Source organism: uncultured Pseudoalteromonas sp., from assembly GCF_963922945.1.
GTDB lineage: Bacteria > Pseudomonadota > Gammaproteobacteria > Enterobacterales > Alteromonadaceae > Pseudoalteromonas.
This window is the reverse complement of record NZ_CAWUKC010000010.1, coordinates 50,891-74,339: the sequence shown is the minus strand read 5'-3', so window position 1 is coordinate 74,339 and position 23,449 is coordinate 50,891. Positions and strand designations below refer to the sequence as shown.

Sequence of the window (23,449 nt, the reverse complement as noted above, 5' to 3'; positions counted from 1 at the left end):
AAAAGCTAAAAGCTAAAAGCTAAAAGCTAAAAGCTAAAAGCTAAAAGCTAAAAGTGCTCACATAGCAAACACTTTCGCCCTGTGCTTTAATATTAAAAAGGAAGGGCGTTATGCGTAAAAATCGATTTTTATTTAATAAATACGTTGCAGCAATGGCTGCGCTAGGAGCTTTAGCTGCGCCGTTACCTGCATTGAGTAACGAGCCTGGGGTATTAGTTGAGCAGCTTTGTGCCAGTTGCCATAGTTTAAACAACCTTGAGCGTAGTGCAGGTTATAGCCAAGCGGATTGGCAAACACTTATAAGCTATATGGTAGATACAGGCGAGGGTACTGCGCTTAGTAAAGATATAAGCACGTATTTGGCCAAGCATTACCCTGTTAACACTAAGCGCGAGTCAACTGTGGTTAAAGGCGATTTAAAACTTAGCTTTAAATACTGGCAAGTGCCTACGCTTGGGCAACGCGCTCGCGACCCTGTGCAAGGTAAAAATGGCATTATTTGGTGGGTTGGCCAGTGGGGCAATATTTTAGGTAGGTTAAACCCTAAAACCGGTGAAATGAAAGAGTACACGTTGCCAAGTGGTACGTATGCGCACAGTGTGTCGCTTGATAAAAATCAAACCCCTTGGTTTTTAGGTAATAAAAATGGCACGGTGGGGTATTTAGATTTAAAAACCGAAAAATTTAAAGTGTATAAAATGCCTGATAAAAACGCCCGTGACCCACATACAGGCGTGTTTGATGATGCGGGCATATTTTGGTTTACCCTGCAGCACAGCAACATGATTGGCAGGCTAAACCCTAAAAGCGGTGATATTAAACTGGCTACTTTGCCTACTAAAGGCTCGCGGCCTTATGGTATAAAGCTTGATTCAAGCGGGACGCCTTGGGTGTCGTGTAATGGCAGTAACTGTTTAGTTAAAGTTGATAAAAACACTATGGCGCTTAGCGAAATAAAACTCCCAGGTGCTAAAACACATACTAGGCGCCTTGCTATTACGCCTGATGATATGGTGTTTTATGTAAACTCTGGCATGGGGAAATTGGGCCGCTATAACCCCAAAAAAGGTAAAATAACGCAGTGGGATAATCCCAGCGGCGCAAACAGCCACCCGTATGCCATTGAATATGCCGATAATGCTATTTGGTTTAATGAGTCGGCCAAGCGCCCCGAAACACTAGTTAGGTTTGATTTAAAAACTCAAACCATGCAAAGCTGGCAAATTCCGAGTAAAGAAGGCGTTTACTCTGGCCTAATTAGGCACATGCGTATGGGTAATAACGGCCTCATTATTCATCAAACAGCGACCAATCAATTAGCCGAAATAACTTGGTCTAAGTAGCTATGTTTGCATGTTATATTGAATTGCAGTGCCTAGTGTGTTTTAAATGCACTAGGCTAAATGTTGACTCACTTTGACTTGCGCTTGTCTAGTACGTAATGTACGGCCATTCTTGCCACGCCTGCACCAATGCCAGATACCACCGCCCATGTAACGGCTTCTTTAAGATCTGTATGCTCGCTTGGCTTGTCTTTTGGGGCGGGCTCGTTGGTAACCTTTTCCCACGATTTTTGTAAAGTTTTCCTTGTTAGCATACCGGCAGAAGCCGCTGCTAAACCTACACCTATCGTCGTAATTAGTTGTTTATTACTCATAATGTCCTCCTTTTAATAGATATCAATAAGCGTTATTTACGTTTAACTTTTAAAGTAAGAATATGAGTATCAGCAAGTTACATACCCAAAGGTAATAAAGCCTAAATTAAACAAGTACAAAACGTACTAAAATGGTTTGTACAGGGTGAATTTGGCAAACGTACTAAACATGTTCAATATTGTGTAATTAGTCTTTCATTGAGCGCCATGCAAATGTAGAGGCAGCAATAACAATGGCAATGGCTATTCCTAGATAAAGAGTTTCTATTGTGCCGCCAAATTCTACTGCATGCTCCAAAAATAGTATAACGAGTACCACAGAAGTTACTTGTACTAGGGTTATTTTTAAATCATGAAAATCTTTAATATTAAAAGCGGCTAAAAATTTACTTTCTTTTGATTTGATGGGTGATACAAACAGGCGATATAAGCTAATGGCTATAACTTGTAAAGTAATACCAATTAAGAGTAAATCGAGGATTTTAAGTAGTTCAACGATTAGGGCTTTACCGGCTTTTGCTGAATCGGGCAAATTGAGTATGGTTGAAGCCACACTATTAAAAACAATATTAATGCACGAAACATAAACAAGAAGTGATGATATTGCTGCGGTAATAACCGCAATCACAACTAAAAAACGGCTAGTTTGGAATATATTTTCCATGCTTATCAACTTTATAATTAAATAAAACTTATACTAAGCATAGTATAGGTTAGATCCCTAAGTTACTATTTAAAAAGCACAATAAACTGAGAACACTTTGAATTACTTAGCTCACCTTTATTTAGCAAAGCCTACAGCCGATTCGCACTTTGGAAATTTACTGGGTGATTTTGGCGGCCGCAGGTATGCACAGCACCTGCCAAGTAGCGTTAAAAACGCACTAGAAAATCACTACTTAGTTGATAAGTTTACCGACTCACACCCTTTAGTAAAAGAAGCCAAACAGTACTTTTCGCCCGAGCGAAAACGCTTTGCAGGCGTAGCGATTGACGTGCTGTTTGATCATTTTTTAATTAGGCATTGGCAACACTTTAACAAACTTCCTTTAAATGATTTTAAACGCAGCAGCTACGCACTTTTAAATGATCGCATAGCGGTTATGCCACCGCGCATGCAGCATGTTGTAACCAGCATGACTAAAAACGATTGGTTTAAAGAGTACGAAACGATAGAAGGGGTAGGGCTTGCGCTTGATAACATAGCCAAACGTATTCGCTTTACTAATAACTTTGCTGGTACTGCTGAGGATATAACGCAAAACTACCATGAGTTAGAGGCTATTTTTTTAGCGTTTTTTCCTAAGTTGATTGAGCATGTTAACGAACATGCCTTAGAAAGGTCATATTAAAAAGGCCAAACTTATATTTAGTTTGGCCTTTTTGATTTTTGCTTAATAACGGTACTCGTTATTTTTGTTTTTCACTTGGTGCTGGCTTACCGTAATTTGGTGAGCGAGGTCCGTAAAGCAGGCCATTGTAAGTATCAGACGATAGTAAACGAGTTGAAGTAATTGCTGCAATTTCAAACCCTTTATCGGTCACCGTTTCTGCAATTTGATTAATAGCCGCAACTACTAGCATACCAACTAATCCGCCACCGCTGTTATTTTGCTGCTCTGCTGATGAAGCTCTTGCTTTACCTTGCCATAGTTTTTCACCGGAACGTAAATCTACTAAGGATGCTGAAACCGTTACTGCTGTTTCGCTCGATATTACAACATAGCTCGTACCGTATTCTTCGATGGTAATGTAAAGGGCTGTATCGGCACCAAAAATATTATGCAGTTTTTCAACGGGTACTTGGTGTACATCACTTGCCACTGTAAGGCCGTTACCTTTAAACGTTTGCTCAACAAGCGCTACAGGGAAAACATAAAAACCAGACTCAGCTATAGGGGCAACCATTTGTGTCATAACACTGTATGGCGCTATAACTTCAGGTGTATTATTTAATGGTGGCAAAATAATTACTGAATGAGGGTCTGCTTGTTTAAATGCAGTGTAATCGTGTGCTGGTGGGGGCGATACACAACCTGCAAGTAGTGCTAGTAATGCTGCTGTTGTAAGTGTTTTTAAGTTGAACATGTTAAGCACCTTTCGCTGATTTTAATAGAAAGTCTATGTATTGCACAGACTCAGGAAAAAGTGTTTTTTCTGTTTCAAAGTGACTTGTACCTAATGAAGGATTACCTGTTTCAAAATAGAGCATACCTAAGTGAGCATGCAGCCCTGGCGCAACAGGCTTGTTTTTACCAGCGGCTTCGCTAATAATTTGCTCAAGCATGGTAATTTGTTCTTCAGCGGTTACTTCATCCGCTTTTAAATAGGCATAAACAGCAGTGCTATAATCGCCATAATAGTAAATCGGCTCTTTAGTCGAATTACAACCTACAAGCGCAGCACAAACGACAACGAGTGGTAATAACTTTTTCATTATTTATCACCCCATTGGCCAGACTCTAAACCACTAACAAGCTTATTAACTACTTCACGAATCGCTAAATCGAGTACTTTTCCGTTTAAGGTTGCATCGTATGATGCTGTACTACCAAAGCCAATAACTTCACGTTCCGACAAGCTGTATTCGCCAGCGCCTTGAACAGAGTAAATAACCTCTGAAGTTGTTACATCAACAATATTTAAAGTTACTTTTGCATACGCAATTTGTGATTTACCTTTACCTAGTAAACCAAACAGTTGGCGATCGCCAATGGCTTTTCGGCCAAACTCTGTTACATCGCCTGTTACTACAAATTTAGCGCCACTCAGAACCTGTTTTGTACCTGTTAACTTTGCTTCTTCTGCTAGGGCTGCCATATTGTCGCGGTCTAGAACACTAAATCGATTTGTTTGTTGTAAATGGCTCATTAATGTAGTTTTAGCTTGGCTACCTAAACGGTCTTGTCCTGAAGAAAATATGCCGTTCTGAAAGCTAGAGCGATTTACAAATTGGCCTACGACTAATTTACTTTTTGTGCCAGAGTAAGTGGTGTTGTAGCTTGCTACCGTTGGCGTTTCAACTACTTTTGACGATGTAGTAGCACAGCCAGATAATATAGATGCAGTTAATGCAGAAATTATTATTGTTTTAATGTGTTTATTGCTAATGCGCATAAGTTTTTTATATCCGTTTAAATAAATGCAGAAGTAATTTAGAAAGGAGCTCTATAAAAAAGTTTAAGAATCCATTCTAAACGCCTTTATAAACAAAAAAACTTGTAAACGCAATGTTATTAATGGTTTGTATTTATTTCCTTAATTTAAAAAATGTAATTTTCAGACACTTTTCGAATGAGCAAGCTTAGTAAAGTAAGATGAGGGCTCTGCTAGTCGTTATTCACTTTGAAAGTAAATTATTGAGCAACCGCTCAAGTTGTGGTTTAATTGTAGCTACTACTTTTAGGAGCGTTTTATGATCAAATTTTATTTTCACCACACACCTAACCCAATGAAGGTTGCATTGTTTTTAGAAGAAACAGGGTTACCGTTTGAGCTTGTGCCACTTGATACCTTAAAAGGTGAGCAGCACACACCCGAATTTAAAGCCATAAATCCTAATGCAAAAGCCCCTGCTATTGTTGATGGGGAAGCCCGTGTGTTTGATTCGAACGCTATTTTAATGTACCTAAGTGAAAAGCACGGTAAGTTAGCGGGTAAAGTGGAAGATCGCGCCGAAATGCTCTCGTGGTTAATGTTTATTGCATCGGGCCTTGGGCCATACTCAGGGCAAAGTGTGCACTTTAGACATATGGCGCCACAAGGGCTTGATTATGCCGTTAATCGCTATTTACGTGAAGCACAACGCCACTACGAAGTGCTTGATACACACCTTGAAGGTCGCGACTTTATAGTGGGCGATGAATACACCATTGCTGATGTATCTGCTTGGGGTTGGATTGATAAAGCTGCTGTAGTGCTTGGTGAAGAAGGTTTAGCGCCATACCCTAATTTAAAGCGTTGGTTTGAAAGCGTTGATAGCCGCCCGGCGGTTGCACGTGCGCGCAAAATTGGCACTGATGTCGCCTTTAAAAAAGAGTTTGATGAAGAGGCAAAACGCGCGTTTTTCCCTTCTAATTATCCTAAAAGCTAATACTAAAAAGCAAAAAGGGCAATTAATTTTGCCCTTTTTCACGTATATTAAATACTTAGCTTTGCTACAACGCAACTAAGCTTTGTTCTAGCATTGCTTTAATTTGTTTTACTATTTTAGCTTCTGTTTCTGGCTCAAACTGTTGTATACGCGGAGTATGTATATGCCCCGTTGGTATACTTGAGTTTAGCTCATCGCGTAGGCGTATGCTGCGGTACGATATTTCGTTAGATAAATAACCACCCCCGCCACCATTTACCGCAACACTACTTTTTAGCGCGCCGTACGAAAGCGCTTTAAAGGTTTTATCGAGTGTAGTTACTTCGCGGTTGTCGATTACTTTATATGGGCCTTTGGCGTTTTGCATGGCGCTTACTGGTAGGCTAAATTTTACAAATTCATTGCCTGGTAAAGAGCGGCCATTTAACTTGGGTATAACAGGGCTTGTTTGGGTGCCGCTGTATACAATATTGGCGTTGTCTGGCGCGGTGACACTGCGTCGTTTACCCGGAAAGTGTTCTAGGTCAAACTCGGTTCTGCCCATGCTAACGGTTACCACCATGTCAACGTTGTTCAATGCGTAGTAGGGAGCAAGGAGAGATTCTATTATGCCTTGATCAAAGTCTTCGTAGCGCACAGGGACCATTACTGTGTTAATTTCGGCGCTCACGCCATTGTAATTAATAACTTGGCCGTCGAGTAATAATGCGGCTACCCCAGATGGATTACTTTGGTTGATATTTTTATCAAGTAAAAACGGGTCAAACCCGGTCAAAATAATTTTTTTATCACTGCCTGATGAAAAAGCTAAGTCGGTACGGCCTCGGCTGGTTTCTTCTAGCATATGTAATAGGGTATTTATTTGCGCGTCAGATGGGTCAAAGTTAGTCGCGGTTGTACGTATTACCTTGCTTGAAAGCAAGCGTGCCCAGTAAAGTGCCCGGTCATCGTAGTTTTTAGTTTTTATAATACGCTGTTTAGCGCTTTCCCACAGTTCAAAACCATACGCTTGCACTAAGCTTTTGGCTTCTTTAAAGTTCTGCAGGGCTTTAAATTGTTGCTCAAACTCTGTTACTTGTGGTTTAAAGGCGCTTAACACATTTGGCATGGCAGTCTGGGCTTTATTGATACGTTGCTCTTCAACGGTGAGTGGATTACTTAAAGTGGCGAATGAAGAGGCAATTAAGCTGGTTGCTAGTAATACTTTGATCATGATATTCCTAATTAAGCCGTTCTTTTATTAATAACTTACTATCCTACGATTAAACCTTTAGAGCAAATGAATAAGTTTAATCCCACATGTATTTGACATAAACAATATGTTACAACATTACAATTTGGTGAATTTATTAAAGCGCTGCGTTTTTAGCGAGCAAATTACTTTACTATAGGTTGATTAATACAAACACGCGGGATTTATAACATGGTTTCTAGAAGAGATTTTTTATTTAGTGCGGGCTCGCTTGCCTTTATTGGCTTATCGCGCAGCGCAATGGGTAACGTGGCTTTGCCTGAGGTAACGACTAAGTTGCCAGCTTATGGCCCACTAATCACCGATACTAACGCGTTACTTGATTTACCCGAGGGGTTTACATATCAGGTTATATCTAAACTTGGCGATAAAATGGATGATGGCCTTGATGTACCCGACAGAGCCGATGGTATGGGCTGTATTGAATTAGACAGCGAACGTGTAGCGCTTATACGTAATCATGAATTACATCCTCAACATATTGAGAGCGCGTCTGATTTAATTAGTAATCATAAAACCTCTTTAGCTTATGATTCTTTAGAGAATGGCGTAGCTTTGCCTGGGGGCACGAGTCATATTATTTATAATTTAAAAACGCAAAAACGTGAGCAAGAGTATTTATCGCTGTGTGGCACAATTAGAAATTGCTCAGGCGGTGTAACACCTTGGGGAAGCTGGCTGACCTGCGAAGAAACGGTGATGGATAAAAACGATGGCTTGTCAGAATCACATGGTTACATTTTTGAAGTGCCCGCTAGTGCGAAAGGGCTTATTAAGCCAGAGCCATTATACGATATGGGCCGTTTTAACCATGAAGCCGCAGCAATAGACCCAAAAACGGGTATTGTTTATTTAACTGAGGATAGAGGCGATAGTTTGTTTTATCGCTTTATCCCTCATCATCGAGAAAAGTTAAACAAAGGTGGCACATTACAGGCTATGGTGATTAAAGCTCACCCTCAGTTTGATAGTCGAAACTGGGATTCACCCACTATGCCACTGCACAGCAACTTTGATGTTGAATGGATCACCATAACAGATCCTAAAAGCCCTAATGACGATTTACGTAAGCAAGGCTATAAAAAAGGGGCCGCGTTATTTGCACGCGGTGAGGGGATTCATTGGGGTAAAAATGAGCTTTATTTTTGCTGTACTAATGGGGGCAAAAAGCAGTTAGGTCAGGTAATGAAGTACACACCTTCAAAAAAAGAAGGCACTGAGTTAGAGCAAAATGAGCCTGGTAAAATACAACTATTTGTAGAAAGTACAAACGAGTCGTTATACAACTTTGGCGATAATTTAACGGTAGCGCCTAACGGGCATTTAATTGTGTGTGAGGATCAATACACAGAGACAGTGGATAACCATTTACGGGGAGTTACGCCAAAAGGAGAGGTGTATAACTTTGCTAAACTACACGGGCAAACCGAGCTTGCAGGTGCATGTTTTTCACCAGATGGGCAAACTTTGTTTGTTAATGTGTACATGCCAACCAAAACGTTAGCCATTACGGGTCCGTGGGGGAGTTTTAAGCTTTAAAGTGGTAAAAAACACAAACGCTTAGCACGCGAATGCTAGGCGTTTGTATTTTAACAATCCTTGTAAATTTACCAAATCCGTTAGTTAGCTTTAGTCATTTTTGACGTATTTATTACATCCTTTATGTAATAAGTAACATATCCTTGTAATATGCATTTCATCCTTAACCTACTTAGTAACGAGTCCTTGTAGAGTTTTTAATCCTTTAAAATTTACTAACTTTCCTTGTAGTGCTAAATAGGTATTTGATTAGTGATTTAATTTGCCTGCAGACGATTCAATGTGTGCACGTACAAACCACTGAAATTGCTCTAAGTCGCCAAGCTGGCTAGTGATCATATCTTCAGATACCGGATCTAAGTCTGATAAAATTTCAATCGCTTTACGATGGTCAGCATTTACGCCACTGTAAACTTTATCTAAAGCGCCTAAATGTTCGATAACAAAGGCCTTACCTAATGAGTATTCTTCCCAATTACGGCGATCAACAATTGATTTAGGTGTGCCTTGTGGTGTGCCACCCAATGTAGCAATTCGCTCTGCAATGGTATCTGTCATTTCGCGAATAGCGTCTACTTGTGGGTCTAACATTTCATGTACCCCAATAAAATTAGGACCAACTACGTTCCAATGAATATGCTTAAGCGTCAATTGCATGTCTAGCAATGCCACTAAGCGGTTATCAAGAGTTGCAATCGTTTTTTTTGCAGTTTCATTGTCCATTCCTGGGGCTGTAAATTCAATTGGATGCTGTGAGTTACTCATATTGTCTCCATTATGTAATTTGCTGCACGTAGCCTTTGCTACGAATAAACTTGAAATACATAAAGCAAAGCGTGTGCCTACCTATTTAAAGTGGGTAAAATGCATGATTTTAAAGGTTTTTTGCTTTTGTAGCTTGGGTTTATAAATTAACCTAGCAAGCAAGACAGTGAATTTTGTGCACTCATTTTTGTAAATTATGCACACTGCTTTTTGTATTCGCTTTATAAAAAACCAACCCTTTAGCGCTTAGTGCTTGTATTAGTTGTTTATTTTAAAAACCAATCTTTTTTTATTACTTAAACTATTTAGTAAGTGAATGCTCACTGGTATACTCCAGCCGCATTTTAACTGGGGTATATGTTAATACTATATGAATTTTTTAAAAACACTGTTTACAACATCTATACTGCTTTTGTCGCAATTTGCATCAGCAGAAAATTGGAGCGTCACACAGCTTCACACAAACTTTGGCGATGCCTTAAACCCTTTTACAGGAGAGTCATCATTTACACGCACCTACACCATAGAGCATGCATCTGAGCATGGCTTAGGTGATAACTACTTTTTTATCGACTTTTTAAACGACAGCCTAAGTGATGGTTTTCAAGATACGGGAATTTATGGCGAGTGGTACTCAACACTGAGTTTATCTAAAGCACTAAATACCTCATTAAAGTACGGCCCAATAAAAGATACTGGTTTAGTGTTTGGTATTAATGCTGGTGAAGAAGGGTTAATGAAATACACGCCCGGTATAAAGCTTAGTTGGGATGCACCAGGGTTTGATTTTTTAACGACGACTTTTGCAGGTTACATTGATGCTAACGGCGGGATTAAAAAAGAGCAGTTAGCTAAACAAGATGACAGTATTTTTATAGACCTTGCATGGGGTGCTCCTTTTACATTAGCCAGTCAGGCATTTTATTTTACTGGGCATGTAGAATATATTTCTGGGCGCGATGACGAACAAGGCAATAAAGTTAAAGAGTGGCTACTTGCTCAACCTGCTGTACATTGGGATGTTGGTCAAAACTTTAATTTAAGCCCAAAACAGTTAATGCTAGGTGTTGAATGGCGCTATTGGTACAACAAACTAGGTACTAATAAAATTGAAAACCAGCCCTTTTTACATGCAATTTGGGTTTTTTAAGTTAAAAAAATAGCGCCATTTGGCGCTATTTTTAGTCAGTGTGGTTGGAACTATAAATTCTCAGTTATTACTCGTAGCCACGAGGTTTTTTGGTTTTAATAACGGCTATATAAGCATGCCAACTGGCATAGCTAAGGAATGGCATGATTACAATAAAGCCTGTAGCGCCAGTGGCAAAGCCAATAGCTACTAATAAAAATATACATATTGACCATACCAACATTGCGGCAAAATTAGTTTTTACTGCGTTCATAGAGCTTATTACTGCGGTCATAATATCTACACGTCGCTCCATCATTATTTGTGGCGAAAAAGCCGAGATAGAAAACACAGTCACTAATAGTACGCCACCAATTATGCTGCCTAGTGTTAAAAATGCTGATAACTCATCAAAGGTGGGGTTTGCATGGCTTGGATATAAAGCATGCACTAACGCAGCCAAGCGCATCCAAGCAATCATAATTACCATTAAGAGTATTGCAAAGCCCCATTCACCTACCGGATTTCTAAACATGGATTTGATAGAGTGGCCAAATGTAGGCTTGTGGCCTTTTTCCAGCTCCCATGCAACATCATAAAGTCCTGATGCAAAAGCAGGCCCAATTAAGGCAAAAGCAACCGTTGCCGGTAAAATAACTAAATAGGTGCCTGTAAATACAGCAGAGTAAATAATTGCGATGGGAATGAGCGTGAATATAAGGCCATAAACTAGGCTTAACATAGGTGCACGCGCCATGTCTTTAAACGCAAGTGCAAGCCAATGGAAGGCCGCAAATGTATTTACTTTATTACATTCAATGCAGCGGGCAAACTCCGATTGTTTGTTAATAGTTTTTGTTGTTGGCATAACAATGTTCCTCAGCAAGGTGTCTCTTTAAGGTTTAGAACACATTTGCTTTATTTACAAATTGAATAACATATACGCAATAAAATAGTTTCTTGCTCACTTTGTAGCCATATAAAAGGGTTTAAAAATATTATTGATGCATAAAAGTTAAGGGTGATGGAGCCGAAGTATAAATTCGTTGCTTGGTTAATTTTATGTTAAAGTTGTGCTTTTTAATTTAACATTCAAAGCCAGTTCAATAGGAAACAACAATGGACGACATAATAAATACTATAAATTTAAACGAGTACTTACCTAAGGCACTTGATTGGGCAACGAATATATTGCTCGCGATCGTTATTTTACTTTTAGGGCTATGGTTTGCTGGCAAAGTAAGAGGGATCATTGTTGGTTTATGCCATAAATATAACCATTTAGATGACACACTATTTCGATTTCTAGGCAGTATGGCGCGCTATATTATTTTAGCGTTTGTATTTATTGCCGTGTTAAACCGCTTTGGCGTGCAAACAGCGTCAATTATTGCGTTATTAGGCGCTGCAGGTTTAGCAATTGGTTTAGCATTACAAGGTGCTATGTCTAACTTAGCAGCAGGTGTAATGTTATTAATATTTAGACCTTATAAAGTACACGACTTTATTGAAGCCGCAGGGCGCTTTGGCAAAGTTACCGAGGTTGATATGTTTACCACAATTTTGCAAACGTTCGATAATCAGCAAGTTATTATTCCAAATAGCCAAATTTGGGGCGCGCAAATTATTAACCACTCTCACCACCCAATTCGTGGTGTAGATATGCACTTTGGTGTGGCGTACGATGAAAACACCGACGTAGTCCGTAAGGTAATTGATAGCGTGCTTGATGCTCATCCCCATATTTTAAAAGACCCAGCCCCCTTTGTTGAAGTAGAAACGCTAAACAACAGCTCGGTAGACTTTTTAGTAAGGCCATTTTGTAAAGGCGAGCACTACTTTGAAATTTTATACACGGTGCCTGAACTTATTAAAAAAGCCCTTGATGAAAACAATATCGAAATTCCATTCCCACACCGTAAAGTTATTTTAGTAAACGAGGATAAAGCTTAATATACTTTAAACACGGGCACTGTACTGGTGCCCGTATTGTATGAAAAACTTACATTGCCTTGTAAACTTTTCAGTGCTTTTATACCGATAACACCTCGCTAACCCCCATATACCCAGCATTACCCGGGTGGCCTTCATTTTGCAATTGCAAAGTCGCTTTTAAATTTTTAACTCATTAAATTAATTGTATGAAGGACTAAGCATGGCCGAATCATTTAAATACTCAGGAAACAAAGGACATGGTGGCGAGTTACACCAACACGCATCTGATGAATATCCAACGATGACCACAGCACAAGGGTGCCCTGTGAGCGATGATCAAAACTCATTGCGAGCAGGCAAACGCGGACCCGGATTGCTAGAAGATCATGTAATGCGCGAGAAGATCTTTCACTTTGATCACGAGCGCATCCCTGAACGAGTGGTACACGCTAGAGGGTACGGCGCACATGGTTATTTTGAAACTTACGACACGCTTGAAGATTTAACCTGCGCTGATATTTTTCAGCGTAAAGGTGAAAAAACGCCTGTTTTTGCAAGATTTTCAACTGTGGCAGGAAACAAAGGGTCTCCTGACTTAGCGCGTGATGTGCGTGGTTTTGCGGTCAAGTTTTACACCCAAGAAGGAAACTGGGATTTAGTGGGTAACAACATACCTGTATTTTTTATACAAGATGCAATGAAGTTTCCTGACTTAATACATAGCGCTAAAGCAGAGCCAGATCGTGGTTTTCCGCAAGCGCAAACTGCGCATGATAACTTTTGGGATTTTGTAAGCTTATCGCCTGAGTCAGTACATATGTTGATGTGGGCTATGTCAGATAGAGCTATACCGCGCTCTTTACGATTTATGGAAGGCTTTGGCGTTCACACTTTTAAATTTATTAATGCCAAAGGTGAAGAGAAATTTGTTAAATTTCATTGGAAACCAAAAGCTGGGATGCAATCGGTAGTGTGGAACGAAGCACTTAAACTTAATGGTGCAGATCCCGACTTTCATCGTCGCGATATGTGGGAGTCTATTGGCAAAGGAGACTTTCCAGAGTGGGAACTTGGTGTACAGGTATTTGACCAACAATTTGCAGATGAATTTGAATTTGATGTGTTTGATGCCACCAAGCTTATACCGGAAGAGCAAGTGCCCGTAAAAATAGTTGGGCGCATGGTGCTTGACCGGGTCGTTGATAACTTTTTTGCTGAAACTGAGCAAGTTGCATTTTGTACACAAAACATTGTACCTGGGCTTGATTTTACACCCGATCCATTACTACAAGGGCGTAACTTTTCGTATTTAGATACACAAACTAAGCGCTTGGGTGGCCCTAACTTTACACATATACCAGTAAATGCGCCTAAATGCCCAATGCGTCATTTTCAGCAAGATGGTCATATGGCAATGCATAACCCTAAAGGGCGTGCCAATTATGAACCCAACTCGTGGAGCGGCGATGAGCACAACCCCCGCGAGTGCCCAGTAAATGGTTTTAAAAGCTCAAGTGAGCCTGAAGTCAGCGGTGGAGATAAACTGCGCTATCGCTCAGAAACATTTAGCGATCATTACAGCCAAGCACGACAGTTTTACTTAAGCCAAACAGAAGTAGAGCAAGCGCACATTCAATATGCGTTTGTATTTGAGCTTTCAAAAGTAGAGCATGTAGCAATTCGTGAGCGAGTGATTTCGCATTTATTAAATGTAGACAAAACATTAGCGCAAGAAGTGGCTAAGGGTCTACGCCTGCAAGACATGCCAGAGCCTGCAGAAGCGGCTATGCCAACGCGTAACGATTTACCTGTGTCGGATGCACTTAGTATTTTAAAAAATGCGCCAAATACGTTTAAAGGCCGAAAGTTGGGGATTTTAGTGAGTGATGGCTTTGATGCTGATATTTTCAATTCGGTTACAAGTGCCTTAGAAGCAGAAGGCGCTAATTACGAAATTGTTGCAGCGCAAGTAGGTGGCGCATGTTGTAGTAAAGGTAAGCATGTTGCTGCAGATCAAGTTATTAATGGCGGCCCATCGGTGCTTTACGATGCCGTGATGGTACTTGCAACGCAAGAGGGAGCTAAAAAGCTTGCTGATATCCCTGAGGCTAAAGACTTTGTAAACGATGCGTTTGCTCATATGAAATACATTGGCTACACGCAAGAGGCAATGCCTTTGTTTAAAGCCGCAGGCCTTGATGGCAAAGCAGATGATGGTTGGGTCGATTTAGAGGCACATTCGGCCGATACATTTATTAAAACGCTTCGTAATTTGAGGTTTTGGCAACGTTAATAAATAAGCCTTAAATTTTATAAAAGCCACACCTGTAAAGGGTGTGGTTTTTTTATGGCTGACTCGTTATGGTATTAACTTACAACTAAATATTAGGGTTTATTAAGAAACTTGATGGCGCTTGTCACTGTGGCAAAGTAACGTTTAGTGTGAGCTCTAAACATCCTTACCCTTACAGTTTATGCTACTGCTCTATTTGCCTTAAAACCACAGGAAGTGGCGGGTTTGTGATTAATTTAAATGCGCAATACGACACGCTTGAGGTAATAGGGCGTAAACATATTACGGTTTATCATGCCAAAATAGGAGATACAACCAGCCCTGCAGAGTGCCATTTTTGTAAACATTGTAGTAGTAATTTATGGCTGTATGACGCACGTTGGCCTGAGTTAGTTCATCCCTTTGCTAGTGCAATAGACAGCGAATTACCCATACCGCCAGAGCGCACTCATTTAATGCTTGCCAGTAAAGCTAGTTGGGTAACCCCGCATATCCAAAAGCCCGATAAGCAATTTGATGAATGCCCCGATGAAAGCATTGCAGCAGGGTACCAACGCTTAAACTTAGAGTAATAATACGCTGGCTATAATGCATTGTATTGTACTTAAAAGGCATCCCCTCAACCGAGTAAAGTTTAATGATTAACAGTGCACTGTGAGGCGTTGCTTTGGGTACAGTAATGAAAGTCGGTGTAGTAGTGAGATTGCGCAGGCTTTTTATTATATAAAATGTAGTCGTGCATTAGCTTGGTGCTCAAGCGGCCCATTTCAAAAGGGTTTTGCCCTATGTTAGCTGAAGAGAGCCCCCTGCTTAACACATTGAGCTGTATTTCTTCTGTATCGGCAGAAACAATAATAATGTCTTTATCGGCTATACGTTGCTTAAAAGGCGCTAAGGCATTTACGTAATGAGGGTTAAACTGTGCAAACCCCGCCACAGCTAAAAAAATGGGTGGGTTGTCCATTTTTAATAAATGCATTAACTGCTTTAGTGACTCTTCGCGCTTACCTAAGCTAAATAAGGGGCAGCGACTATGTTCGCGCCAGCCATTTTGACCAGATAAATGCTCAGTTGATTGCTTAGAAAGTGCATACCTCACACCTGCAATACGTTTATTTAAGTTTGGGGTTGTATGGTGCCCCGACTGCATGCAAAGCGTATTATTTGCTTTGTTGGTCAGTTTTTTTACTTGCTCGCCTAAGGCAACGCCAAAGTCGAAGTTGTTACTGCCTACGTAGGCTAGGCGGTACTGTTGGTGTTTTTCTAGCAGGTCAGAATCAAACGTTATAACAGGAATGTTTTTATTTTTAAGCGCCATTAATGAACGAGTGACCAAATGCTGAGAGTCGGTTGTTGCTACAATTAGCCCATCTATTTTTTGATCAACTAACCTATTAATGACCATAGATTGGCTACGAATGTCTTGAAAGTCTTTTGGCCCATCGTATTTGCATTCTATTTCAGGGTGATCATTACTAAAGTGCAAACAGCCTTTAAAGGCTTGCTGATAAAAAGAGTCGTTTTTTGTTTTACCTACAATGGCAATCACAACTTTAGCCACGCTTTGGTGGGCAAATAAAGCACACCAGCTTAAAACTAAATATTTCAGAACTTTATACTTTGTAGCGGCTAGGCTAATTTTAGCTAACATTATAAAAGTCCTAAGCAAATAAAAGTAAGATATATTTTACAGCTAGTATAGTTATTGACTACAAATTGGCTAATTTAATTATAGTGACTTAAATGAGTTAACACGTTGAAAGAAGTATTTTTAACCTTTAGGCTAAATAATACACCCATAAAAAATAATGGAGAGCGTTATGACTGTTTCAGCAATTCCCAAAGGGTTTAGTTCGGTAACACCGTACTTAATTATAGAAGGTGCTCAGCAAGCCATATGCTTTTATTGCGATGCATTTGATGCACAACTTGTTATGCAAATGCCGCTGCCAGAGGGCGGTATAGCCCATGCTGAAATTATTATAGGTGACTCGCACATTATGATTTCGGACTCATGTCCAGATGAGTCTTTTAAAAGCCCACAAAAACTTGGTGGAACGCCGGTAAGTTTAATGCTTTATGTAGAGGATGTAGATAGCGTATTTAAAAAGGCCATTGAACTGGGCGCTACAGAAGTACGCCCAGTGCACGACCAGTTTTATGGTGATAGAGCCGGCACCCTACAAGACCCATTCGGGCATGTTTGGACCATAGGCACCCACAAAGAAGATTTAAGCGAGCAAGAAATTAACAAGAGAATGGCCGACTTAATGTCAAAAGAGCAAGATGCATAAAGCCGCTTGCTCTTTAGTTGTGGGGGCGGGTTAACCTAAATTTATCGCTAAATATTTTATTTCGTCACCATTTATTTGCGGTAAAAAATAAATATCTTGGTACTTAAAATATTGTTGCTCGTTAATCGTGACAGCCTCTGCCGAAATAGGGAGGGTGTCGTAGGTTTGGCCTAACTCATAATTTTTAGCACTGCCTACCTTTATAGCTTTGTTAACCACTATTTTAGGCTCATCAACTACTCGGTAACCGTTATTATCTGCCACGTAATATACATTTTGGTAGGTATAATAAGTGGTATTATGGCGTTTAAAGTGTGAATAATGCCTTGGTAGAGAGCGTATTCTTAAGCCTCTAGGTGGCTTAACGACGTGGTAGCCTCTTTTTGCTTTTCTGTAGTAAATACCATCACTAAAAGTAAACGTAACGCCATTAAATCTGATTGAAGCACTATTGCGTGGTAAGTGATTAAAATAATGCCCAGGCCGGTAGGTTACTACGTTGTGGCGATTATGTTTAAAATAATTACGAGTGCGTTGCTGTTGTTTGTAGTGGGCAATTTTGCGCTTTTGCTCTTTGCGGTGCTCGCGTTTGGCTTGTTTGCGCTCTTTACGGTCGTTTTTTTTATATTCTATACGCTGTTTTTTGTCATCGCGGCGCTCATCTCGTTTATATTCGATGCGTTTTGCACGCTCATTATTAAAACTTTTTGCGTGTTCTCGCTCACTGGGTGCTGCATATGCAGCGCCAGATACTGCACTTATGGCAAGTAGAGTGGGGAGTAATTGAGTTAGTTTCATACTAGTGCCTCGTGTATGTAGATACATAACTGGGTTTAATACTAGCGCTTTAAGCTGAATGGTAACTGACATGTAACCGATAACGCGGCCATGTTTACAGCTTTTTACTAACAATTACTGTTGTTGACACAAGCCAACGTTTTCTCACATTTTTGACGATTTTAGGAACTTTTATAAGGCTGTAAGCAGTGTAACTAATTGTTACGGCAAGTGCTGTTAACACTTGCCGTAATTTATGTTTAGCCAGAACTTTGGATAATAAACCTTTTAACCAAAGTTCAGGTTAATTAGCGTTTTGGTTTTTCGGGTAAGGCGGCTTTTAATTGCTCTGGTGTCACGTTAAGTGCTTTTGCTACAACTGTTAAATCGACATTAGGGCCGCCGGCATCTTGCATTGCTTGCATGAGTGCCTTTTCGCTAACGCCTAGCTTTTTAGCAGCCTCAGCAAACCCAGGTGGTGACATGCCGCCATTAGGGCCCTGCGCTTTTGGGCCACCGCCACCAGGTGGCTCATGGCGTGTTATTTTTGTACCTTCGGGCGGTTTAGCCCCTACACCCGCTTGTGCAGTAGTCATAAAGTTGTTTTGCGCAACCACGCCTTTTAAGCATTTAGGTAAGTTAGGGAATGTATTACTTGCATGGTAGTGGTAAGTAAATGTTCCGCTTTCACCTGTAGGGCCGGTGTGGCCATTACAGTTATCAAGCTCGACAGGGGTTGTACCATCAATTTCTTGGCTTCCGTAAATTGGATAACCATCAAAGGCATAACCAAATAGGGCGCTTGGCTTTTGCGTTAAATTATTACAGTTGGCGTTTACATGTTCGTGTTTATATACGCTGTCTATATCACTGGCGGTACCGTGGTAATGGTACCAACCACCTGGATCAATATGGCCTGCGCACGTATCTAGCGCGGGTAAATGCCCTGTATGTTGCACGCTTGGCGCATCCGAAAATATAGGCACGCCAGCAAGCGCTATACCCACTTTAGATACTGTGCCCAACGCTGTTGATTGCTCAGACATTACAGGGTGCAGTGGTAAAAGGGCAGTAATTTCTACGCTTTTATCTACCGATACATTAATACATGCATGATCAACGGTAGGGCGAATGGTTGCGTTATCAACAATATGTACGTTGCCGTTTTCATCGTAAAAGGTAAAACCTTGCTCGTTAAGCATGGTTAAAAACGCTTTATCTAATCTATATAGGCCTGCATCGGTGCCATCCCAATCCCAAATTCCGCCAGTGTCGTCGAGTGTTTTTGGGCAAAAAGGACCGACTTCAATATTGTCGGGCTGATATTTTAAAACCACTTGAGCGCACTGGGTTTGTATGCCGTTTTCAAGCGTGCAATCTACAGTTTGTGGCAGCTTTACCATGGCTTTAATATTAAATGTATCGGTATTAATAAGCGTGTTTTTGGCCGTTATTTCTTGAGAGGTAGCTGCCGTATCGTCGTTTTTATCGTGTTCACCACATGCAGATAAAAGTAGCGTGGCACCAAGCAAACAAAATGCGAGCTTAGTCTTTGTCGTGTTAACGCTAGGCGCTTTTAAGCGACTTCGTGTTATTGATTTCATACTTACCCCAGAACGATTTATATACGTAGGTTTTAGTATGGCAATAAATTGTGCAAATAAAATGAAAGTTTTATTTACTGGTTTAAATCAGCTCGCAAAAAAGTAGTGGTTTAAAAATTATACAGATCTAATTGCTAATGAGATGGTAGTAATACCAATTATTATCAAAAATAACAGTAAACTAATTCGTTTAATATCAATATTATCAAATTTATCTTTAGTTACTAGAATGTAAATCGTTCATTTGATTGTTGCTAACAACATTTAACGTTTATTGATTTACACAAAACAACAAAGGATAACTCTATGAAATACGAAGGGTTTACTACATTCAATACCATTGCAGATAATGGAATTTTAACGGTTACTTTTGACTATGCACCGGTAAATGTTCAAGGTTTACCAATGCTTGCAGATTTAACAATGTTGGCACAAAAGTTAGAAGCCGATAAACAAATTAAAGTGGTGGTATTTCAATCGGCTCACCCAGAAATATTTGTTTCGCATGCCGATACCGACTTTTTAAAGGACATGTCTGATAAGGCTGTTCCACGAAATGAAGTAAAACTGCTCGACCTTCAGGTTGTGCTAGAGCGCATTAGTAGATTACCGCAAGCAACCATTGCAAAAATAGAAGGCTTTGCCCGAGGCGGCGGCCATGAGTTTGCTCTTGCATGCGATATGCGCTTTGCTGCACGCGGTAAAGCTAAGTTTATGCAAATGGAAGTGGGCATGGGTATTTTACCTTGTGGTGGTGGTGCATCGCGTATGGCCCGCCAAACTGGTTTAGGCCGAGCGCTTGAAATAGTACTGAGTGCCGATGACTTTGACGCAGACCAAGCCGAATTTTACGGCACCGTTAACCGCGCACTAAACCCAGACGAAATAGGCCCATACGTTGATAAACTTGCAAAACGCATTGCGCTTTGGCCAAGCGAGTCGATTAATGCCACTAAACAAGCGGTATACGAGTCAATCGACCTACCTATTCAAGAAGCGCTACGCGCAGAAGCTTACTGGTTATACCAAGCGACAAGCCAAACACCTGCGTTAAGACGTTTTAAATACGCCGATGAGCAAGGTGCAGAGTACAGCATGGAAAACCAACGTAATTGGCCCGACATGGTGGTTTCAATTCAAGACGTTAAATAACGGCTTTAACTAAGGCGCAGTGCATAGCAGTGCGCCTTATTTTATTTAACTTCAGCTGTAGGCTTTGCTTGTACAGCGCAATAGGCGATAAACTATGAAAAAAGTACTCATTATTTTTGCTCACCCAGCAGCTGCCCGCTCAAATATAAATAAAGGGTTACGCAGCGCCGTAGAAGGCCTTGAAGGCGTTACTGTTAATGACTTATACGCACATTACCCTGATCTGATGATTGATGTGCAACGCGAGCAAGCACTGTGCGAAGCACACGACATTATTGTTTTTCAGCATCCTTTTTACTGGTACTCAAGCCCTGCCATTATTAAACAGTGGTTTGACCTAGTACTTGAGCACGATTGGGCGTACGGCTCAAAAGGAGATGCGTTAAAAAATAAATTGGCGCTACAGGCCATTACAACCGGGGGCGATGCCGACACCTACACGCCCACGGGTATAAATAAATTTACTATTGAGCAGCTCACTTCGCCTTTTAAAGCCACGGTTAATTTATGCAAAATGCAGTGCTTACCGCCGTTTGTAATTAATGGTGTGCACCGTGGTTTAGCTCCAGAGCAGGTACATAATTATGCTCAGCAATATCGCCGCGCTATTTTAGCACTGCGAGATAGCAAATTAGATGCAGTGCAGTTGGCGCACAGTGAATTTTTAAACTCTGATTTAAATAAACTTATAAGGAGGGATTAGCTATGGAAGGTTTTTTACTTCAAGTATTTATATTTTTAGCCGCTGCAGCCATTGCGGTTCCCATAGCTAAAAAATTAGGCCTAGGGTCAGTGCTGGGTTATTTAATTGCCGGTATTATTATTGGCCCTTTTGGCGCCTCGTTAATTGGTGATGTAGAAGCCATTATGCACTTTACTGAATTTGGCGTAGTAATGATGCTATTTTTAGTTGGGCTTGAACTTAAACCGTCTTTATTGTGGCAATTAAAGCTGCCTATTTTAGGTATTGGTGGCTCGCAGGTAATTGTTACAAGCATTATTATTAGTGCTATTTCGCTAATATTTTTACCGTGGCAGCAAGCATTAGCGGTTGGTTTAATCGTGTCGTTATCGTCTACCGCTATTGTGCTACAAACCCTTCAAGAAAAAGGCCAAATGAATACCGAAGCAGGACGCAGTGTGTTTGCTGTATTGTTGTTTCAAGATTTAGCGGTTATTCCTATGCTTGCAGCATTGCCGTTACTGGCAACATTTGCTATAGCGGGCGGCTCGCACCACAGCTCTGTGCTTTTTGATATAACAACGTTGCCTAATTATTTGCGAGTGATACTGACTCTTGCGGCTATTTTTGCGGTATTTTTAATTGGTAAATTTGCCAGCCAGCCTATATTTAGAGCCATAGCAAAAACCGGTATTCGCGAAGTGTTTGTTGCTGCTGCGCTTGCTTTGGTTATTGGTACCTCTTTGTTAATGCTGGCGGTAGGGTTATCGCCGGCGCTTGGGGCTTTTTTAGCTGGTGTGGTACTTGCCGACAGCGAATTTAGACACGAACTTGAAAGTGACATAGAACCCTTTAAAGGCTTGCTACTGGGTATATTTTTTATCTCCATTGGGGCGAGTTTAAACTTTGCGTTAATTGGCGCTAATCTATTACTAATCCTTGGTTTAACAACAGGCTTAATTGCCATAAAGTGGTTGGTATTAGTAATTGTTGGCAAGTTATTTAAAATTAGCTCGGGGGCGCGCTCGTTATTTGCCATTGCCTTAGCGCAAGGTGGGGAGTTTGCGTTTGTGTTATTTCAATTTGCAAAAAATAACGGTGTATTAGCTAATAACGTGATTGACCCGCTTATATCAGCGGTGGCTATTTCAATGTTTTTAGCGCCGTTGTTATTTATTTTTCATGATAAGTTTTTAGCACAAAACCAAGCAATACCGGCACAAAGCTCAGAGCCCGATACCATAGCACAGCAAAATCATCGTGTTATTTTGGCAGGCTTTGGCCGTTTAGGCACAGACCTTGGCCGCTTTTTAATATCTTCAGGTATTAAGCCCGTTATTTTAGATAACGATGCTAACAACGTTAACCTACTCAGAAAACTCGGCTTTGAGGTTTATTATGGCGATGCCACGCGATTAGATTTACTTCATGCAGCAGGGGCGGCATCGGCAGAACTACTGGTCATTACCATGAGCAATACTCAGCAAGCCAAACATTTGGCTGAGCTGGCTAAAAAGCATTTTCCGTGGCTTAAAATAGTAATTAGTGCATACAACCGCGAAGCAGAGTTTGAACTGATGGATAGCAGCCTTAATAGCATTCACCGAGAAACATTTGGTAGCGCACTAGAAATGGGGCAAGCCGCTTTAGAAGCATTAGGCGTAGAGCCCTATGAGGCTTTCCGGTTACAACGCTTGTTTAAACAAAAAGATGCCTATGTAATGCCTGAGCTTTATAAAAGTCGCAACGAGCAAGAAAGCTATATATCGGCGTATAAGCAGCATCATCAGCATCTTGAGCAAGTAATGAGTATAGATAGCGAAAACCTAAGAGCGACGGATAACGCCTGGAGGGCTAAAAATCCAACTTAGCGTTAGTTTATATCAAGCTATTATCAAATTATTCAATAAAGTAACTCTTTTATAATGGGTATTATAAAAATAAAGGTTAGTTGCTACTATTTTATATGCCCAAGGGGTTACCTATTAAAACAACGGAGCACAATTATGTTAGGCGAAAACCACTCAGTAGCGAACGAATTTCCACAGTACACAGACACACTCACATCGCTTATTAAAAGTGATGCAAAATTTGCACAGCAAGTTGAAAAATACAACGCATTGGATACACAAATTCGCGAGTTAGAACTTGAAAATGCGCCAATTGATGACGAAGCAATGCATCAGTTAAAGCATGATCGTGCAGTACTAAAAGACATCATTTATAAGCGTTTAATTAGTAAATAATCGTTTTGTTTGAAACTTGAAGATTAAAGCG

Annotated in this window: 24 protein-coding genes; 13 read left to right on the top strand and 11 right to left on the bottom strand. The window is 40.5% G+C overall.

The genetic code is table 11. The annotated features are described in order from the left end of the window. Positions 1–110 precede the first annotated feature (110 nt). Complete coding sequence (locus AABI99_RS04140) at positions 111–1,343, top strand: cytochrome C (RefSeq protein WP_338363614.1); 1,233 nt, start codon at positions 111–113, stop codon at positions 1,341–1,343. Positions 1,344–1,411: 68 nt separating this feature from the next. Here the strand turns inward: AABI99_RS04140 and AABI99_RS04135 are convergent, their stop codons facing one another. Both AABI99_RS04135 and AABI99_RS04130 read right to left on the bottom strand, forming a co-directional pair. Next, positions 1,412–1,657, bottom strand: coding sequence for a DUF4235 domain-containing protein (locus AABI99_RS04135; protein ID WP_338363612.1), 246 nt, complete (start codon positions 1,655–1,657; stop codon positions 1,412–1,414). Positions 1,658–1,844: 187 nt separating this feature from the next. Then, positions 1,845–2,321, bottom strand: a complete 477-nt coding sequence (locus tag AABI99_RS04130; protein WP_338363610.1) for a YqhA family protein — start codon at positions 2,319–2,321, stop codon at positions 1,845–1,847. 97 nt (positions 2,322–2,418) lie between these two features. On the opposite strand from AABI99_RS04130, the gene AABI99_RS04125 reads away from it, so the two are divergent. Next, the gene (locus AABI99_RS04125) at positions 2,419–3,009 is read left to right on the top strand and encodes an ACP phosphodiesterase (RefSeq protein ID WP_338363608.1); all 591 of its coding nucleotides are present in this window, start codon (positions 2,419–2,421) and stop codon (positions 3,007–3,009) included. A 58-nt stretch (positions 3,010–3,067) separates the two neighbouring features. Here AABI99_RS04125 and AABI99_RS04120 read toward each other — a convergent pair whose 3' ends face one another. Genes AABI99_RS04120 through AABI99_RS04110 form a run of 3 tightly spaced genes read right to left on the bottom strand, consistent with a single transcriptional unit; the run spans position 3,068 to position 4,774 of the window. After that, positions 3,068–3,745, bottom strand: coding sequence for a DUF799 domain-containing protein (locus tag AABI99_RS04120; RefSeq protein WP_338363606.1), 678 nt, complete (start codon positions 3,743–3,745; stop codon positions 3,068–3,070). A 1-nt stretch (position 3,746) separates the two neighbouring features. Further along, positions 3,747–4,094, bottom strand: a complete 348-nt coding sequence (locus AABI99_RS04115; RefSeq protein ID WP_338363602.1) for a DUF4810 domain-containing protein — start codon at positions 4,092–4,094, stop codon at positions 3,747–3,749. Then, positions 4,094–4,774: a CsgG/HfaB family protein gene (locus AABI99_RS04110; protein WP_338363600.1), complete on the bottom strand. Its 681-nt coding sequence runs from the start codon at positions 4,772–4,774 to the stop codon at positions 4,094–4,096. The genes AABI99_RS04115 and AABI99_RS04110 overlap by 1 nt, the downstream gene beginning before the upstream one ends. A 298-nt stretch (positions 4,775–5,072) precedes the next feature. On the opposite strand from AABI99_RS04110, the gene AABI99_RS04105 reads away from it, so the two are divergent. Next, positions 5,073–5,750, top strand: coding sequence for a glutathione S-transferase N-terminal domain-containing protein (locus AABI99_RS04105; RefSeq protein WP_338363598.1), 678 nt, complete (start codon positions 5,073–5,075; stop codon positions 5,748–5,750). A 64-nt stretch (positions 5,751–5,814) separates the two neighbouring features. Here AABI99_RS04105 and AABI99_RS04100 read toward each other — a convergent pair whose 3' ends face one another. Further along, complete coding sequence (locus tag AABI99_RS04100; protein ID WP_338363597.1) at positions 5,815–6,963, bottom strand: hypothetical protein; 1,149 nt, start codon at positions 6,961–6,963, stop codon at positions 5,815–5,817. A 210-nt stretch (positions 6,964–7,173) separates the two neighbouring features. Between AABI99_RS04100 and AABI99_RS04095 the strand changes: the two genes are divergently transcribed. Continuing rightward, entirely contained in the window at positions 7,174–8,541 is a 1,368-nt protein-coding gene (locus tag AABI99_RS04095) for an alkaline phosphatase PhoX (RefSeq protein WP_338363596.1), read from the top strand. Between the two features lie 249 nt (positions 8,542–8,790). On the opposite strand, the gene dps is transcribed toward AABI99_RS04095, so the two are convergent. After that, positions 8,791–9,306: a DNA starvation/stationary phase protection protein Dps gene (gene dps / locus AABI99_RS04090; RefSeq protein WP_338363595.1), complete on the bottom strand. Its 516-nt coding sequence runs from the start codon at positions 9,304–9,306 to the stop codon at positions 8,791–8,793. Between the two features lie 370 nt (positions 9,307–9,676). Between dps and AABI99_RS04085 the strand changes: the two genes are divergently transcribed. Then, entirely contained in the window at positions 9,677–10,456 is a 780-nt protein-coding gene (locus AABI99_RS04085) for a nucleoside-binding protein (protein WP_338363593.1), read from the top strand. A 67-nt stretch (positions 10,457–10,523) separates the two neighbouring features. Here the strand turns inward: AABI99_RS04085 and AABI99_RS04080 are convergent, their stop codons facing one another. Continuing rightward, positions 10,524–11,303 carry a DUF2189 domain-containing protein gene (locus AABI99_RS04080; RefSeq protein WP_338363591.1) on the bottom strand — a complete coding sequence of 260 codons (780 nt, stop codon included), beginning with the start codon at positions 11,301–11,303 and terminating at the stop codon, positions 10,524–10,526. Positions 11,304–11,554: 251 nt separating this feature from the next. Between AABI99_RS04080 and AABI99_RS04075 the strand changes: the two genes are divergently transcribed. The 3 genes from AABI99_RS04075 to AABI99_RS04065 all read left to right on the top strand — a co-directional run bounded on the left by AABI99_RS04075 (position 11,555) and on the right by AABI99_RS04065 (position 15,235). After that, positions 11,555–12,388, top strand: coding sequence for a mechanosensitive ion channel domain-containing protein (locus tag AABI99_RS04075; protein WP_338363589.1), 834 nt, complete (start codon positions 11,555–11,557; stop codon positions 12,386–12,388). A gap of 202 nt (positions 12,389–12,590) precedes the next feature. Beyond that, entirely contained in the window at positions 12,591–14,663 is a 2,073-nt protein-coding gene (locus AABI99_RS04070) for a catalase (RefSeq protein ID WP_338363587.1), read from the top strand. Positions 14,664–14,812: 149 nt separating this feature from the next. Then, on the top strand, positions 14,813–15,235 hold the full coding sequence (locus AABI99_RS04065) for a GFA family protein (RefSeq protein WP_338363585.1): 423 nt from the start codon (positions 14,813–14,815) through the stop codon (positions 15,233–15,235). A 62-nt stretch (positions 15,236–15,297) separates the two neighbouring features. On the opposite strand, the gene AABI99_RS04060 is transcribed toward AABI99_RS04065, so the two are convergent. After that, positions 15,298–16,314 (bottom strand): substrate-binding domain-containing protein, encoded by a 1,017-nt coding sequence (locus AABI99_RS04060; RefSeq protein ID WP_338363583.1) that lies wholly within the window; start codon positions 16,312–16,314, stop codon positions 15,298–15,300. 169 nt (positions 16,315–16,483) lie between these two features. On the opposite strand from AABI99_RS04060, the gene AABI99_RS04055 reads away from it, so the two are divergent. After that, positions 16,484–16,957 (top strand): VOC family protein, encoded by a 474-nt coding sequence (locus AABI99_RS04055; protein WP_338363581.1) that lies wholly within the window; start codon positions 16,484–16,486, stop codon positions 16,955–16,957. Positions 16,958–16,987: 30 nt separating this feature from the next. Here the strand turns inward: AABI99_RS04055 and AABI99_RS04050 are convergent, their stop codons facing one another. Together AABI99_RS04050 and AABI99_RS04045 are read right to left on the bottom strand one after the other, a co-directional pair. Next, on the bottom strand, positions 16,988–17,755 hold the full coding sequence (locus AABI99_RS04050; protein ID WP_338363579.1) for a DUF6515 family protein: 768 nt from the start codon (positions 17,753–17,755) through the stop codon (positions 16,988–16,990). Positions 17,756–18,042: 287 nt separating this feature from the next. Then, on the bottom strand, positions 18,043–19,338 hold the full coding sequence (locus tag AABI99_RS04045) for a YHYH protein (RefSeq protein ID WP_338363577.1): 1,296 nt from the start codon (positions 19,336–19,338) through the stop codon (positions 18,043–18,045). Positions 19,339–19,644: 306 nt separating this feature from the next. Between AABI99_RS04045 and AABI99_RS04040 the strand changes: the two genes are divergently transcribed. The 4 genes from AABI99_RS04040 to AABI99_RS04025 all read left to right on the top strand — a co-directional run bounded on the left by AABI99_RS04040 (position 19,645) and on the right by AABI99_RS04025 (position 23,418). After that, positions 19,645–20,490, top strand: a complete 846-nt coding sequence (locus AABI99_RS04040; protein ID WP_338363575.1) for an enoyl-CoA hydratase/isomerase family protein — start codon at positions 19,645–19,647, stop codon at positions 20,488–20,490. Positions 20,491–20,584: 94 nt separating this feature from the next. After that, entirely contained in the window at positions 20,585–21,193 is a 609-nt protein-coding gene (locus AABI99_RS04035) for an NAD(P)H-dependent oxidoreductase (protein ID WP_338363573.1), read from the top strand. A gap of 2 nt (positions 21,194–21,195) precedes the next feature. After that, the gene (locus tag AABI99_RS04030) at positions 21,196–23,043 is read left to right on the top strand and encodes a monovalent cation:proton antiporter-2 (CPA2) family protein (protein WP_338363571.1); all 1,848 of its coding nucleotides are present in this window, start codon (positions 21,196–21,198) and stop codon (positions 23,041–23,043) included. Positions 23,044–23,178: 135 nt separating this feature from the next. Beyond that, entirely contained in the window at positions 23,179–23,418 is a 240-nt protein-coding gene (locus AABI99_RS04025) for a YdcH family protein (protein WP_338363569.1), read from the top strand. Positions 23,419–23,449 lie beyond the last annotated feature (31 nt).

Excerpts from the sequence above, each read along its gene's own strand:
- AABI99_RS04130 (WP_338363610.1), bottom strand. The coding sequence starts at position 2,321 with ATGGAAAATATATTCCAAACTAGCCGTTTTTTAGTTGTGATTGCGGTT.
- AABI99_RS04115 (WP_338363602.1), bottom strand. The coding sequence starts at position 4,094 with ATGAAAAAGTTATTACCACTCGTTGTCGTTTGTGCTGCGCTTGTAGGT.
- AABI99_RS04045 (WP_338363577.1), bottom strand. The coding sequence starts at position 19,338 with ATGAAATCAATAACACGAAGTCGCTTAAAAGCGCCTAGCGTTAACACG.
- AABI99_RS04120 (WP_338363606.1), bottom strand. The coding sequence starts at position 3,745 with ATGTTCAACTTAAAAACACTTACAACAGCAGCATTACTAGCACTACTT.
- AABI99_RS04030 (WP_338363571.1), top strand. The coding sequence starts at position 21,196 with ATGGAAGGTTTTTTACTTCAAGTATTTATATTTTTAGCCGCTGCAGCC.
- AABI99_RS04105 (WP_338363598.1), top strand. The coding sequence starts at position 5,073 with ATGATCAAATTTTATTTTCACCACACACCTAACCCAATGAAGGTTGCA.
- AABI99_RS04055 (WP_338363581.1), top strand. The coding sequence starts at position 16,484 with ATGACTGTTTCAGCAATTCCCAAAGGGTTTAGTTCGGTAACACCGTAC.
- AABI99_RS04025 (WP_338363569.1), top strand. The coding sequence starts at position 23,179 with ATGTTAGGCGAAAACCACTCAGTAGCGAACGAATTTCCACAGTACACA.
- AABI99_RS04140 (WP_338363614.1), top strand. The coding sequence starts at position 111 with ATGCGTAAAAATCGATTTTTATTTAATAAATACGTTGCAGCAATGGCT.
- AABI99_RS04110 (WP_338363600.1), bottom strand. The coding sequence starts at position 4,774 with ATGCGCATTAGCAATAAACACATTAAAACAATAATAATTTCTGCATTA.
- AABI99_RS04080 (WP_338363591.1), bottom strand. The coding sequence starts at position 11,303 with ATGCCAACAACAAAAACTATTAACAAACAATCGGAGTTTGCCCGCTGC.
- AABI99_RS04135 (WP_338363612.1), bottom strand. The coding sequence starts at position 1,657 with ATGAGTAATAAACAACTAATTACGACGATAGGTGTAGGTTTAGCAGCG.
- AABI99_RS04050 (WP_338363579.1), bottom strand. The coding sequence starts at position 17,755 with ATGAAACTAACTCAATTACTCCCCACTCTACTTGCCATAAGTGCAGTA.
- AABI99_RS04085 (WP_338363593.1), top strand. The coding sequence starts at position 9,677 with ATGAATTTTTTAAAAACACTGTTTACAACATCTATACTGCTTTTGTCG.
- AABI99_RS04095 (WP_338363596.1), top strand. The coding sequence starts at position 7,174 with ATGGTTTCTAGAAGAGATTTTTTATTTAGTGCGGGCTCGCTTGCCTTT.
- AABI99_RS04100 (WP_338363597.1), bottom strand. The coding sequence starts at position 6,963 with ATGATCAAAGTATTACTAGCAACCAGCTTAATTGCCTCTTCATTCGCC.
- AABI99_RS04035 (WP_338363573.1), top strand. The coding sequence starts at position 20,585 with ATGAAAAAAGTACTCATTATTTTTGCTCACCCAGCAGCTGCCCGCTCA.
- AABI99_RS04070 (WP_338363587.1), top strand. The coding sequence starts at position 12,591 with ATGGCCGAATCATTTAAATACTCAGGAAACAAAGGACATGGTGGCGAG.
- AABI99_RS04040 (WP_338363575.1), top strand. The coding sequence starts at position 19,645 with ATGAAATACGAAGGGTTTACTACATTCAATACCATTGCAGATAATGGA.
- AABI99_RS04075 (WP_338363589.1), top strand. The coding sequence starts at position 11,555 with ATGGACGACATAATAAATACTATAAATTTAAACGAGTACTTACCTAAG.
- AABI99_RS04060 (WP_338363583.1), bottom strand. The coding sequence starts at position 16,314 with ATGTTAGCTAAAATTAGCCTAGCCGCTACAAAGTATAAAGTTCTGAAA.
- dps (WP_338363595.1), bottom strand. The coding sequence starts at position 9,306 with ATGAGTAACTCACAGCATCCAATTGAATTTACAGCCCCAGGAATGGAC.